The following is a 12,326-nucleotide window of genomic DNA, read 5'->3' on the forward strand; positions in this document are numbered from 1 at the left end:
GATACGAAATGAAAGCATTTAATAGCCTGAACGCGCTGGTGTGCCCGCTGGATAGGGCCAACGTCGATACCGACGCCATTATTCCCAAGCAGTTTCTCAAGTCGATCAAGCGCGCCGGCTTTGGCCCCAATTTGTTCGATGAATGGCGCTATCTCGATCATGGCGAGCCGGGCATGGACAATAGCGTGCGCCCGCTTAACCCCGACTTTGTACTGAATTTTCCGCGTTATGCCGGCGCCGAAGTGCTGCTGGCGCGCGAGAATTTCGGTTGCGGCTCCAGTCGCGAACATGCGCCGTGGGCTCTGGAAGACCAGGGCTTCCGGGTGGTGATTGCGCCGTCGTTTGCCGATATTTTTTTCAATAACTGCTACAAGAACGGCCTGTTGCCTATTGTGCTCCCCGCCGATGTGGTAGCGCGGCTGTTTGCCCAGTGCGAGGCAAACGAGGGCTATTGCCTGAATATCGATTTGCCGGCACAAACGGTGACCACGCCGGACGGTACGGCCTTCGCTTTCGAGATTACCGAGCACCGCAAGCATTGCCTGTTGGGCGGTCTGGACGAAATCGGCCTGACCTTGCAGCACGCCGGCGAGATCCGCGCTTTCGAAGAGAAGCGCCGCGCCGCGCAGCCATGGCTGTTTGCCTGAAAAAATAACAAGACAAGAGAGAAATCATGAAGAAAATCGCAGTATTGCCGGGTGACGGCATCGGTCCGGAAATCATCGCGCAGGCGGTGCGCGTACTCGAGGTGCTCAAGCGCGATGGTCTGGCCATCGAATGGGACTTTGCGCCGCTGGGTGGGGCCGCGGTGGACGCATTCGGCTCGCCTTATCCGTCGCTGACGCAGAACCTCGCGCGCGAGGCCGATGCCATCCTGCTGGGCGCCGTTGGCGGCCCGCAGTACGACACGCTGGAGCGCCCTTTGCGCCCCGAGCGCGGCTTGCTCGCGATCCGCAAGGATCTGAACCTGTTTGCCAATCTGCGTCCGGCCATTCTTTACCCCGAGCTTGCCAATGCGTCCACGCTCAAGCCCGAAGTGGTGGCGGGGCTGGATATCATGATTATCCGCGAGCTGACCGGCGACATTTATTTCGGCCAGCCGCGCGGCATCGCGGTGAACGAACTGGGCGAACGCGAAGCCTACAACACCATGCGCTACAGCGAGAGCGAGATCCGCCGCATTGCACATGTGGCGTTTGCCACCGCGATGAAACGCGGCAAGAAGCTGTGCTCGGTCGACAAGGCCAATGTGCTGGAGACCACCGAGTTCTGGAAAGAAATCATGATAGACGTGGCGCGCGAGTACCCGGAAGTGGAGCTCACGCATATGTATGTCGACAATGCCGCCATGCAGCTGGTGCGCCGCCCCAAGCAGTTTGACGTGATGGTGACCGGCAATATTTTCGGCGATATTCTGTCGGATGAAGCATCGATGCTGACCGGCTCGATCGGCATGCTGCCTTCGGCTTCGCTGGACGAAAACAATAAGGGTCTGTACGAACCGTCGCATGGCTCGGCGCCGGACATTGCCGGGCAGAATCTGGCTAACCCGCTGGCGACCATTTTGTCAGTGGCGATGATGCTGCGTTACAGTCTGGGGGCAGAGGCCGAAGCCGTGCGTGTCGAAAACGCGGTCAAAAAAGTGCTGGCCCAGGGTTTGCGTACCGCCGACATTTATGAAGCCGGTTGCGAGAAGGTGAGCTGTTCGGCCATGGGTGATGCGGTGGTTGCGGCGCTGTAAAGATCGGGTTTGATCGGCCTTGTTGGGTCGGGCAGGTGGGTCAGGCGGCAACGCCGCCGTAACCCGCCGCAGTACGTAGCCAGGTCACTGGCACGACACAAGAATTCATTGAGATAGAGAGAGAACGACGATGAGAGCAGGTTTTGTAGGCTGGCGCGGCATGGTGGGTTCGGTGCTGATGCAGCGCATGCGCGAAGAGAACGACTTTGCAGTGATTAACGAGCCGGTGTTTTTTACCACCAGCAATGTCGGCGGCAAAGGCCCTGACATCGGCCGCGACGTGCCGGCACTGAAGGACGCGAAAAACATCGACGAGTTGAAGTCGATGGACGTGATCGTCACCTGCCAGGGCGGCGACTATACCAGCGAAATTTATCCGCAACTGCGTGCGGCCGGCTGGAAGGGCTACTGGATCGATGCAGCCTCCACGCTGCGCATGGCCGACGACGCGGTAATCATTCTCGACCCGGTCAACCGCAAGGTGATTGACGACGCGCTGTTGCGCGGCGTGAAAGATTATGTTGGCGGCAACTGCACCGTCTCCCTGATGCTGATGGCGCTGGGCGGCCTGTTTCAGAACGATCAGGTCGAGTGGGTGAGCTCGATGACCTATCAGGCGGCTTCCGGTGCCGGCGCGCAGAATATGCGTGAACTGCTTACCGGCATGGGCGCGGTCAATGCCGAAGTGCGTGATCTGCTGGCCAATCCGGCCTCCGCCATTCTCGATATCGACCGCAAGGTGTCCGACTTTTTGCGTTCGGAAGAATTTCCGTGCCAGAACTTTGGCGTGCCGCTGGCTGGCAGCCTGATTCCGTGGATAGACAAGGATCTGGGCAACGGCCAGTCCAAGGAAGAATGGAAGGGCGGGGTCGAGACCAACAAGATCCTTGGCCGCTCGGCCAACCCGGTGCCGGTGGACGGCTTGTGCGTGCGCATCGGCGCAATGCGCTGCCACAGCCAGGCGCTGACCATCAAGCTGAAGAACGACATTCCGCTGTCCGAGATCGAGGACATGCTGGCGCGGGCCAATCCATGGGCCAAGGTGGTGGCGAATACGCGCGAAGCGTCGATGAAGGATCTGACGCCGGCAGCCGTAACCGGCACGCTGGTTACACCGGTTGGCCGTCTGCGCAAGATGGCGATGGGCGGTGATTATCTGTCGGCCTTTACCGTCGGTGACCAGTTGCTGTGGGGCGCGGCCGAACCTTTGCGTCGCATGCTGCGTATCCTGATCGAACGATAAAACGGTAGAATGGCGGTCAACGCTATTTATCCACAAAAGGCGCTGCGGCGCCTTTTGTCATTTCGGAAGACAGAAAATGCAACAATCCATCAATGTAGCCGTAATCGGTGCCAAAAATCTGATCGGCGAAGCCGTGCTTGAACTGTTGGCCCAGCGCCGTTTTCCAGCCCAGCGGGTCTATGCGGTCGATGGTGAAGACTATGAGGGCGATGTCGCCGCCTTCGGTAACCGCGAGCTGGAAGTACACCAACTGGCGGATTTCGCCTTTGAAAACGTGCAGCTGGCGATTTTTGTCGCCGGTAGCGAAGTGGCGCGCCGCTATGTGCCGGATGCGCGTACGGCTGGCTGTGTAGTGCTTGATTTTAGCGCGGCTTTCCGTGCTGACGCAGGCGTGCCGCTGCTGGTGTCGGGCATTAACGATAGTTTGCAGCTGGATGCCGGCGAAACCGGTCTGGTTAGCGTGCCCAACTGCACGGTGACGCCACTGGCGCAGGCGCTGGCGGTTTTTACGCCCAAGGGCTTGTCGCGGGTGACGGTATCGACTTACCAGTCGGTATCCGGCAGCGGTCAGGCCGCGATGGAAGAGTTGGCGACCCAGACCACTTCGCTGTTTGCCCAGCGCGAGACCGAAGTCAATGTATTCGCCAAGCGCATCGCGTTTAATGTGCTGCCGCAAATCGGCGAGGTGGATGCGGCCGGTATCAGCGAGGAAGAGCGCTCGGTGCGGGACGAATTGCGCCGCGTGCTGGCGCTGCCGGCGCTGGAAGTCGAGGCTACTTGTGTGCGGGTGCCGGTGTTCTTCGGTCATGGCTGGTCGGTCGCACTGGCAACGGAACAGGCCATGAGTCGTGATGAAATTGCACTGCAACTGGAGCAGGCCGGCTTGCGGGTGGTGACAGAAAGCGACAGTTTTGGCCCTTATCTGACGCCGATGGAAGCAACCGGCAATGATCTGGTCTGGGTCAGCCGCTTGCGCGTAGAAGGCACGCGCGTACAGTTCTGGCTGGCTGCCGACAATGTGCGCGCAGGAGCGGCATTGAATATTGTCAAATTGGCCGAGTCTATGCTTGCCAAGGGGTATTTGGCCTGAACGATTGATTCGGGTTATATTTGACAAACATGCATGCTGTTTGATTTTATCGGGGCGGGCAGGCAAGGCAAGGGGAAGTCGTGCCTGAACGTAAGCACCCAAACTCAATGACCGGAAGGCAGATTGTGACCAGGCGTAATACAAAAAAACTAAGCGTAGTACTGGTGTCTTTAGTCTTTGCTTCATCGGCCTGGGCAGGCCTTGGCGGAATTCAGGTCCGCTCCAGTCTGGGCGAGAGCCTGCGCGCCAATATTGCCTTAAGTGGTGCTGATGCCCAGGATGCCGATAAGCTGCGTGTCAGTCTGGCCAGTCCCGATGCCTTCCGTGATCTGAATATTGACTATGCGCCGGTGCTGGGTTCTTTGCGTTTCGCCGTGGTGAATCAGGGCGGCAAGCCCTATATCCGGGTGATGTCTTCGCAGGCTATTCATGACCCGTATCTGCGTTTTGTGATCGAGGCCCGTTCGCCTGCCGGCCGCAGCCTGCGTGAATACACCGTTTTACTGGATCCGGCCGATTATCCTTTGCGCCAGCCTGTGCTGGAGCAGGATCTGCCATTGCTGGCCAAGACTTCACCTCGCGCGGCGCGGGCCAAACCGGTGCCGGCTGGCATGGTCGAGGTGGCACCGGGTCAGACGCTGATGTCGCTGGCACGCAATGCGCGTCCAGCCGATGCCAGCTTGAGCCAGGCCATGGCGGCGATTTTCAAGGCCAATCCGCACGCGTTTATTTCCGGTAATCCGGAGCGGATGATGGCGGGCGCACGTTTGGCCATCCCGGGGGCGGCCCGTATTCGTGCGCTCAATCCGCTGGAAGCATCGCGCTTGTTGGCGGGCGGGGCGGCCGCCTCTGAGCTGCCTGCAGGTATCCCGCCGGCCAAGGTTGCGGCCGTGACACCGCCGCCGGCGCCTAAGCCTAAGGCCGCTCCGGATGTCGCCAGCAGTACGCCAGCCAAGCCGCTGACCGAGGTGCCCGCACCAGTATCGAGTCCGACCGTCAAATTAAGCGCGCCAGAGTCTAGCGTGCCTGAAGCGGATGCCCGCCTGTCGGTGCTGGAGCAGGAGCTTGAAGCGCGTGATCGCACGCTGGCCCAGACGCAAGAGAAAATTGTTCAGCTTGAGGCGCGCTTGAAAGCCATGCAGGCTGCGCCTGCAAGCACAGAGCTGAATAATCAGGATGACGAGACGACATCGATGCTGGATGGCGTGTTTGCCCAACTGCCTTTGATCGGCGGCGCGCTGGCGGCTTTGGCGCTGGCCTTGTTGGGCGTGACCTGGGTGCGCAAGCGTCGCGAGTCCGGTCGTGTCGATGCCGTTTTGGCCGGAAGGCCGCTAGGCGCAGCCAGCGCCTTGCAGCACGGCGCTTTGATGCGTACCCAGCAGACCGAAGGCGCGGGCGGCAATTCTTTCCTGACCGATTTCACCCGTTCCGGCATGGGGTCGATTGATGCCGGTGAGGTGGATCCGGTGGCCGAGGCCGAGGTGTATCTGGCTTATGGCCGTGATCAGCAGGCCGAAGACATTCTGCTGGATGCCTTGCAAAAAGATCCGACCCGACATGAGGTCAGGCTTAAGTTGCTCGAGATTTACGCCACGCGCGCCGATAAGGAGACGTTTGAGCACCATGCCCGTGAGCTCAAGCTGGCGCAGGATGGCCGGGGTGCCTTGTGGGCCAAGGCCGCCGCATTGGGCCTGGCGCTGGATCCGCACAACAGCCTGTATGCCGATGCGGCGCCTAGCGTCGACGCGCTGAATAGCGCACCTGGCATGGCGGCGGGGCCGATTGATCTGGATGCAGAATTGTCTGGTGTAGGTGTGGCTGATGTTCCGCCTTCGCCGAAAATGGCAGCGGATGTTGACTTTGCCATGCCAGCCCCCCTTGTCGCCCCTGTGGCAGCACCTGCAGCGCCGACAATGGCGGAGCATGATGCGGATGATCCGCTGCGCGCCGCGCTGTTTGGTGAAGAGCCTCTTGCCGTCGAGCCGGAGCCGGTCGTCGGGCACGACAGCAATATGCTGGACTTCGATATGGATGCCATGCTGGGCGGTCTGGGTATGTCGGCGCCAGCGGCCGAGACGGTCAGCAAGGCCGAGGCGGAACAGACTCCCGATCATGCCGACAGCGGCAATCTGCTGGACTTTGATTTCCAGATGGGAATGCCGGCGCCTGAGCCGATCCCCGCGCCTGCGCCGTCTGCCACGGCGGCGGACGATTTTGACAGCCTGTTCGATTTTGACCAGGCCGGGCCGAGCACAGACGCACGAGGGGATGCCGCGTTTGACGCACTGACGGCGGACCTTGAAGCCGAGTTTGCACCGGTGTCGACCGAGGGCATGAGCGTATCGGATGACCCGCAGTCCACCAAGCTTGACCTTGCCCGTGTCTATCTCGATATGGGGGACAAGGAGGGGGCGCGCGAAGTGCTGCTGGAACTGCTTGGCGAAACCGAAGGTGCGTTGCGTGACGAAGCCGGGAAATTGCTGGCGACCTTATGAGCCGTTTGGCGTTTTCTGAGCTGGCACTGGCCGTGCCGTTCGCGCTGGGTGTGTTGGCCGCGCCAGCGGCTCAGGCCGGAATGGGTACGCTTAAGGCTTTATCCGCTCAGGGTGAACCCTTGCAGGCAGAGGTCGAACTGGATCTGCCTGCAGGTGGCGAGGGCGGCATCGTCCGGCTAGCCGCCCTGAATGACTACCCGCTGTTGCAGCCTTATAGCGCCCATGCTTCACGCTTGCGCTTTGAACTCAAGGGCATGGCCAATGGCCGGCAAGTGGTGCATCTGTCCGGGCCTGCGCTGGCAGGCACCGATGTACTGCGTTTTGCCATCGAATATATCTGGCCGGGCGGGCGCTGGGTGCGCGAGTACCGGCTTTATGGCTACAACCTGCCGGCACGGTCGCCGCCGGCGGAGACTGAACCGGCCAATTTCCTCCTGCCTTTTCTTGATACCCCATCCCATCCGGCGCTGGGTCGTTTGTTCCGCTTGTCGGCACCTGCGCAGGCGTTGACGCTGAAAATCGAGTTGCTGGGCGCTTTGGCCAGCGACAAGGCGCGCAAGCAGGCGGTGTTTAGCGTGCGCGGACTTGATGCTGCGGCACATGCAGTATTAAGCGGGGTTCGCCTTGAGGTCGGGCAGGAGGATGCACAGCATTTTCTGTTGCTGACCAGCCCGCATCCTATGGGGCGCCAGGTGCTGTCGTTCGAGCTGGATGCGGTATTTGAGGGGGCGAAGGCTGGCCGCCGCTATTCGGTTTTGCCGGTAAGGGCTGCGGGGCGGCCTTTGCATTACCGTGTCGTTGCCGGTGATAGCGCTTTTGCGCTGGCACGACGCTTTTATCCGGCACGCTCGCCGGATAAGGCGGTGCGCGCGCTGCTGGCGGCCAATGCACAGGCCTTTGTGGCGGGTGATGCAAACCGTTTGCGCGCGGGGGCACTATTGCGCCTGCCCGATGTTGGCGCGCGCAAGCCGAGGCCTTCACCGGTTATTGCGCCTAAGCTTGCTCCACCCGCACCCGCACCCGCACCCGCACCTGCACCTGCACCTGCGATGGTGCCGGTGGACATTGAGGCGCAAGTTGCCGCGGACAGGGTCTTGGCCGAGCATAAGCTGGCACAGCTGCAACAGGCACAGGCGCGCCTGGCTGCGCTGGAGAAGGAGGTCGTGCGGCTGTCGGCGCAGTCTGTGCCTGAAAATGGCGGCGCTATGGCGGATATGTCACTGGACGAGGAGCTGACCCGCTGGCTTGCCGGCGGCGTGGGCGGCATGGCCGTGATGAGCTTGCTGGCCTGGCAGTTGGTGCGCCGCAATCGTGCCCGGCAGGCAGGCCGTACACCGGTCGCGCTTCAGGCCACGCCGCCCCGCACGGCAGCGCCGGTGGCCGTTGTTGTCGCAGCGCCTGAGCCGGCGCCTGTGGCGCGGCTGCGGCAGATGCAGCAATTGGCGTTAAACGGGGAGCGCGCCGCTTTTGCTGCGCTGGCGCATGCCGTGCTGGCCGATAGCGCGGGTCAGGGAGAGGAGTGGGCTGCCGTGGTGCGCATGGGTCAGAGCCTGGACCCTGAGAATGCCTTGTACCACATGGGTGAGCCGGATGTATCTGGGCAGGCCAGACAGGCCGACTCGGCAGAACAGGCTTTGGCACGCCTGTTTGCCGAAATGGGTGAGCGTGACGGTGCGGCGGATCTGGCGCGGGATATACGTGCAGCGGACTGAGTGGTTCTTGGCACCCGGTGCCTGGCTATGTGCCTGGCTGGCGCTGGTTGTGCTGCTGGCGGTGATGCCGGCCTTGTGGCTGAGTATTTTGACGGCCGCACTGGCGGCCGCCTTGCTCTGGCTGAACCCTGGCCTGCTGCTATCCGTTTTCAGGCGCATGCGTTATCTCTTGCTGTCGCTTTTGCTGCTGATGGGCTGGACGCTGCCCGGAGACGCGGTTTTTGACAGTCTGTGGGCGCCGACCTGGCAAGGCTTGCAGGCCGGCGCCGTACAGGTGATGCGTCTGCTGCTTGCCGTATGGCTGGTACGTGCCTTGTGGCTGTCTGCCGGGCGTGAGGCCATGCTTGCTGCGCTTTACCAGCTCTGTGCGCCGCTGACGCGTCTGGGTTTGCCGGCCAAAACCCTGGCTTTGCGTCTCTGGCTGACGCTTTACCACGCCGATCGCCTGATCAGTCTGCCATTTCGCACTTTATTGCAGGAAATGCGCTGCTTGTTGCAGCAGGGCGTAGCAGCAGTTGGCCCCGATCAGGTAGAGTTAAGACTTTGCCGCTGGCGTAAGCGCGAATATGTTTTTGTGCTGGCTGCATGGCTGATAACAGGATTTTTGATGAAAGTTTGGGCATGAGAGTGGCGCTAGGCCTCGAATACGATGGCCGTGCCTTTGCCGGCTGGCAGACCCAGCCGCATGGCAATACCGTACAGGACAAATTAAACGCCGCGCTCAGCATGATCGCCGGCGAGCCGATTACGACCATTGCCGCAGGTCGGACCGATGCCGGTGTGCATGCGGCGATGCAGGTGGTGCATTTTGAGACCCGGGCGCAGCGCCCCTTGAATGCCTGGGTGCGCGGGGTGAATGCCCATTTGCCGCCCGAGGTGGCGGTGGTGTGGTCACGCGAGGTGGACGAGGTGTTTCACGCGCGTTTTTCCGCTTTTTCGCGCGCCTACAGCTATTTCTTGCTGTCGCATCCGGTGCGCCCCAGCCTGACGGCCGGCAAGGTGGGCTGGTACTACGGCGCGCTGGATGTAGAGGCGATGCAGCAAGCGGCGCTGCGCTTGCTGGGGCGGCATGATTTTTCCAGCTTTCGTGCTGCCGAGTGCCAGGCCAAGACGCCGGTCAAGGATTTGCAAGTGCTGGATATTACGGCCAGCGCCGGCCTGATTCGTTTCGACTTCAAGGCGGATGCCTTTTTGCACCATATGGTGCGCAATATCGTCGGCGCCCTGGTGTATGTCGGCAAGGGCAGTCTGGACGCCGAGGGTATGAGCCGTTTGCTGAATGCCGGCGATCGCACCCAGGCGCCCCCGACTTTTATGCCGGACGGACTCTATCTGACCGGGGTCGGCTATCCCGAACATTTTTGTCTGCCCAGCGTGCCCGATCCGGCGCGTCTGGCTTTGTGGCGCTAAGGGGATGTAGCTATGGCGGTACGCGTGAAAATTTGCGGCATGACCCGCGTGGAGGACGCTGTGGAAGCGGCGCGTCTGGGCGTGGATGCGATCGGCTTGGTGTTCTACCCGAAAAGCCCGCGCAATGTGTCGATCGCCCGTGCCGCGGCCATTATTGCCGCGCTGCCGCCCTTTGTCAGCGTGGTCGGCCTGTTTGTCGATGCCACGCGCGAATGGGTAGAGACGGTGCTGGCCGAGTGTGCACTGGATGTGTTGCAGTTTCATGGCGACGAAAGCCCTGAGTTTTGTGCCGGTTTTCATCGCCCCTATCTCAAGGCGGTACGGGTGCAGGCTGGCACCGATCTTGCCGCCATCGCCACACGCTATGCCGGCGCGCGTGCACTGTTAACCGATGCCTTTGTCGAGGGCGTGCATGGCGGCACCGGCCAGACCTTTGACTGGGGTTTGCTGGCCGGGGATTTGCCGCTGCCCTTGATTCTGTCCGGCGGGCTGGATGAACACAATATTGCAGCGGCTCTGCGCCAAGTGCATCCGGCAGCGGTGGATGTCTCCAGTGGGGTCGAAAGCGCAAAAGGGATCAAGGACGCTGCCCGTATGGCAGCCTTCATTTCAGGAGCAAGACATGGATCACTATGATCTGCCCGATGCGGCAGGCCATTTCGGCCTGCACGGGGGCGTGTATGTGGCAGAAACACTGATGGCTGCGCTGGACGAATTGCAGACCGAGTATGCGCGGGCCAAGGCCGATCCGGCATTTTGGGCAGAGTACCACTACGAGCTGGCGCACTATGTCGGACGTCCAAGCCCGGTCTACCATGCGCGGCGCTGGTCGGAGGCGCTGGGTGGTGCACAGATCTGGCTTAAGCGTGAAGACTTGAATCACACCGGCGCGCACAAGATCAATAACGCCATTGGCCAGGCGCTGCTCGCACGGCGCATGGGCAAGAAGCGGGTGATCGCAGAAACCGGCGCCGGCCAGCATGGTGTCGCGACGGCGACGGTCGCCGCGCGCTACGGCATGGAGTGTGTGGTGTATATGGGCGCCGAGGATATCAAGCGTCAGGCCTCCAATGTGTTCCGCATGAAGCTCCTGGGCGCAACCGTGGTGCCGGTAGAGTCCGGCTCGAAAACGCTGAAAGATGCGTTGAACGAGGCGATGCGCGACTGGGTGACCAATGTAGACTCTACTTTCTATATTCTGGGCACGGCAGCCGGCCCGCATCCTTACCCGATGCTGGTGCGCGACTTTGTCTCGGTCATCGGCAATGAAGCCAAGGTGCAAATGCCCGAGACCATCGGCCGCCAGCCGGATGTGGTGGTCGCCTGTGTCGGGGGCGGCTCCAACGCGATCGGTATGTTCTACCCGTATATTCCGCTTGAAGGCGTGCGTCTGGTCGGCGTTGAGGCGGGCGGTGACGGGGTTGAAACCGGTCGCCATGCCGCACCCTTGTCGGCCGGGCGCGTCGGTGTACTGCACGGTTTCAAGAGCTATCTGATGCAGGACGCCAACGGCCAGATCATCGAAACCCATTCGGTGTCGGCCGGTCTGGATTACCCGGGGGTGGGCCCCGAACACAGCTACCTGAAAGATATCGGCCGCGCCGAATATACCGCCATCACGGATGACGAGGCGTTGGCGGCTTTTCATGACTGCTGCCATCTGGAAGGCATCATTCCGGCGCTTGAATCCAGCCATGCGCTGGCTTGGGCGGCCAAGGCGGCGCCTGGCATGGACAAGGATCAGGTGATCCTGGTCAATCTGTCCGGTCGTGGCGACAAGGATATCAATACTGTGGCCGGCCTTGTCGGCATGACGCTGTAAAGGGGAAGTTCATGTCGCGTATTGCTGCATGTTTTGCCAGGCTGGATGGCGCCAAGGCGCTGATTCCGTTTATTACCGCAGGCGATCCTACGCCCGGCCTGACCGTCGAGTTGATGCATGGTCTGGTGGACGGTGGCGCCGATATCATCGAGCTGGGCGTACCGTTTTCCGACCCGATGGCCGATGGTCCGGTTATTCAGAAAGCCTCCGAGCGCGCACTGGCGCACGGGGTGGGGTTAAAAGACGTGCTCGCCATGGTGGCCAAGTTCCGCCAGCGTAATGGCGAGACGCCGGTGGTGCTGATGGGCTACCTGAATCCGGTCTTCTCCATGGGCTATGCCGAGTTTGCCCGTGCGGCGGCCGAGGCGGGGGTGGATGGCGTATTGACGGTAGACTGCCCGCCGCAAGAAGCGGGGGAGTTGTCGGCGGCGCTGAAGGCGTCGGCGCTGGACCCGGTGTTCCTGATTGCACCCACGACCACGGATGCGCGCGTGGCGGAAATCGCGGCTCATGCCTCCGGTTATGTCTATTATGTGTCGCTGAATGGGGTCACCGGTGCAGGTCATCTGGACATTGACGCTGTAGCAGGTAAAATTGCCGCCCTCAGACACCATATCCGCCTGCCTATCGGGGTGGGGTTCGGCATCCGTGATGCCGAGACTGCCCGTGCGCTGTCGGCCGCAGCCGATGCCATTATCGTGGGTAGTCGTTTGGTGCAGGAAATCGAGGCGGCAACAGAACAGACTGCCAAAGAGCAGTTGACCCGTCTGGTGGCCACCCTCAAGGCTGCCATCCGTTAGTACACCCGTTCCC

At 61.4% G+C, this 12,326-nt stretch carries 11 protein-coding genes; all 11 read left to right on the plus strand.

The genetic code is table 11. The annotated features are described in order from the left end of the window. Nucleotides 1-8 precede the first annotated feature (8 nt). The 11 genes from leuD to trpA all read left to right on the plus strand — a co-directional run bounded on the left by leuD (nt 9) and on the right by trpA (nt 12,313). Nucleotides 9-647 (plus strand): 3-isopropylmalate dehydratase small subunit, encoded by a 639-nt coding sequence (gene leuD, locus M3P88_RS03690; protein WP_249614692.1) that lies wholly within the window; start codon nt 9-11, stop codon nt 645-647. 23 nt (nt 648-670) lie between these two features. Next, the gene (gene leuB / locus M3P88_RS03695; protein WP_249614755.1) at nt 671-1,741 is read left to right on the plus strand and encodes a 3-isopropylmalate dehydrogenase; all 1,071 of its coding nucleotides are present in this window, start codon (nt 671-673) and stop codon (nt 1,739-1,741) included. A gap of 130 nt (nt 1,742-1,871) precedes the next feature. Next, complete coding sequence (asd, locus tag M3P88_RS03700; RefSeq protein WP_249614693.1) at nt 1,872-2,984, plus strand: aspartate-semialdehyde dehydrogenase; 1,113 nt, start codon at nt 1,872-1,874, stop codon at nt 2,982-2,984. 76 nt (nt 2,985-3,060) lie between these two features. Beyond that, nucleotides 3,061-4,074, plus strand: a complete 1,014-nt coding sequence (locus tag M3P88_RS03705; protein WP_249614694.1) for an aspartate-semialdehyde dehydrogenase — start codon at nt 3,061-3,063, stop codon at nt 4,072-4,074. Nucleotides 4,075-4,238: 164 nt separating this feature from the next. After that, nucleotides 4,239-6,569: a motility hub landmark protein FimV gene (locus M3P88_RS03710; protein ID WP_249614695.1), complete on the plus strand. Its 2,331-nt coding sequence runs from the start codon at nt 4,239-4,241 to the stop codon at nt 6,567-6,569. Further along, nucleotides 6,566-8,281, plus strand: coding sequence for a FimV/HubP-related protein (locus tag M3P88_RS03715; RefSeq protein WP_249614696.1), 1,716 nt, complete (start codon nt 6,566-6,568; stop codon nt 8,279-8,281). Before M3P88_RS03710 ends, M3P88_RS03715 begins: the two co-directional genes overlap by 4 nt. Then, complete coding sequence (locus M3P88_RS03720) at nt 8,268-8,906, plus strand: hypothetical protein (RefSeq protein ID WP_249614697.1); 639 nt, start codon at nt 8,268-8,270, stop codon at nt 8,904-8,906. Before M3P88_RS03715 ends, M3P88_RS03720 begins: the two co-directional genes overlap by 14 nt. After that, nucleotides 8,903-9,691, plus strand: coding sequence for a tRNA pseudouridine(38-40) synthase TruA (gene truA / locus M3P88_RS03725; protein WP_249614698.1), 789 nt, complete (start codon nt 8,903-8,905; stop codon nt 9,689-9,691). The genes M3P88_RS03720 and truA overlap by 4 nt, the downstream gene beginning before the upstream one ends. Before the next feature lie 12 nt (nt 9,692-9,703). Continuing rightward, nucleotides 9,704-10,327 carry a phosphoribosylanthranilate isomerase gene (locus M3P88_RS03730; protein ID WP_249614699.1) on the plus strand — a complete coding sequence of 208 codons (624 nt, stop codon included), beginning with the start codon at nt 9,704-9,706 and terminating at the stop codon, nt 10,325-10,327. Continuing rightward, nucleotides 10,314-11,513: a tryptophan synthase subunit beta gene (trpB, locus tag M3P88_RS03735; protein WP_249614700.1), complete on the plus strand. Its 1,200-nt coding sequence runs from the start codon at nt 10,314-10,316 to the stop codon at nt 11,511-11,513. Before M3P88_RS03730 ends, trpB begins: the two co-directional genes overlap by 14 nt. A gap of 11 nt (nt 11,514-11,524) precedes the next feature. Then, nucleotides 11,525-12,313 (plus strand): tryptophan synthase subunit alpha, encoded by a 789-nt coding sequence (gene trpA / locus M3P88_RS03740; protein ID WP_249614701.1) that lies wholly within the window; start codon nt 11,525-11,527, stop codon nt 12,311-12,313. The last annotated feature ends 13 nt before the right edge of the window (nt 12,314-12,326 follow it).

It is taken from the genome of Craterilacuibacter sp. RT1T (assembly GCF_023502145.1).
Classification (GTDB): Bacteria; Pseudomonadota; Gammaproteobacteria; order Burkholderiales; family Chromobacteriaceae; genus Craterilacuibacter.

Bases quoted from the DNA above. Each gene is read 5' to 3' on its own strand.
- trpB (WP_249614700.1), top strand. From the start codon at position 10,314: ATGGATCACTATGATCTGCCCGATGCGGCAGGCCATTTCGGCCTGCAC.
- M3P88_RS03715 (WP_249614696.1), top strand. From the start codon at position 6,566: ATGAGCCGTTTGGCGTTTTCTGAGCTGGCACTGGCCGTGCCGTTCGCG.
- M3P88_RS03705 (WP_249614694.1), top strand. From the start codon at position 3,061: ATGCAACAATCCATCAATGTAGCCGTAATCGGTGCCAAAAATCTGATC.
- leuD (WP_249614692.1), top strand. From the start codon at position 9: ATGAAAGCATTTAATAGCCTGAACGCGCTGGTGTGCCCGCTGGATAGG.
- truA (WP_249614698.1), top strand. From the start codon at position 8,903: ATGAGAGTGGCGCTAGGCCTCGAATACGATGGCCGTGCCTTTGCCGGC.
- M3P88_RS03730 (WP_249614699.1), top strand. From the start codon at position 9,704: ATGGCGGTACGCGTGAAAATTTGCGGCATGACCCGCGTGGAGGACGCT.
- trpA (WP_249614701.1), top strand. From the start codon at position 11,525: ATGTCGCGTATTGCTGCATGTTTTGCCAGGCTGGATGGCGCCAAGGCG.
- asd (WP_249614693.1), top strand. From the start codon at position 1,872: ATGAGAGCAGGTTTTGTAGGCTGGCGCGGCATGGTGGGTTCGGTGCTG.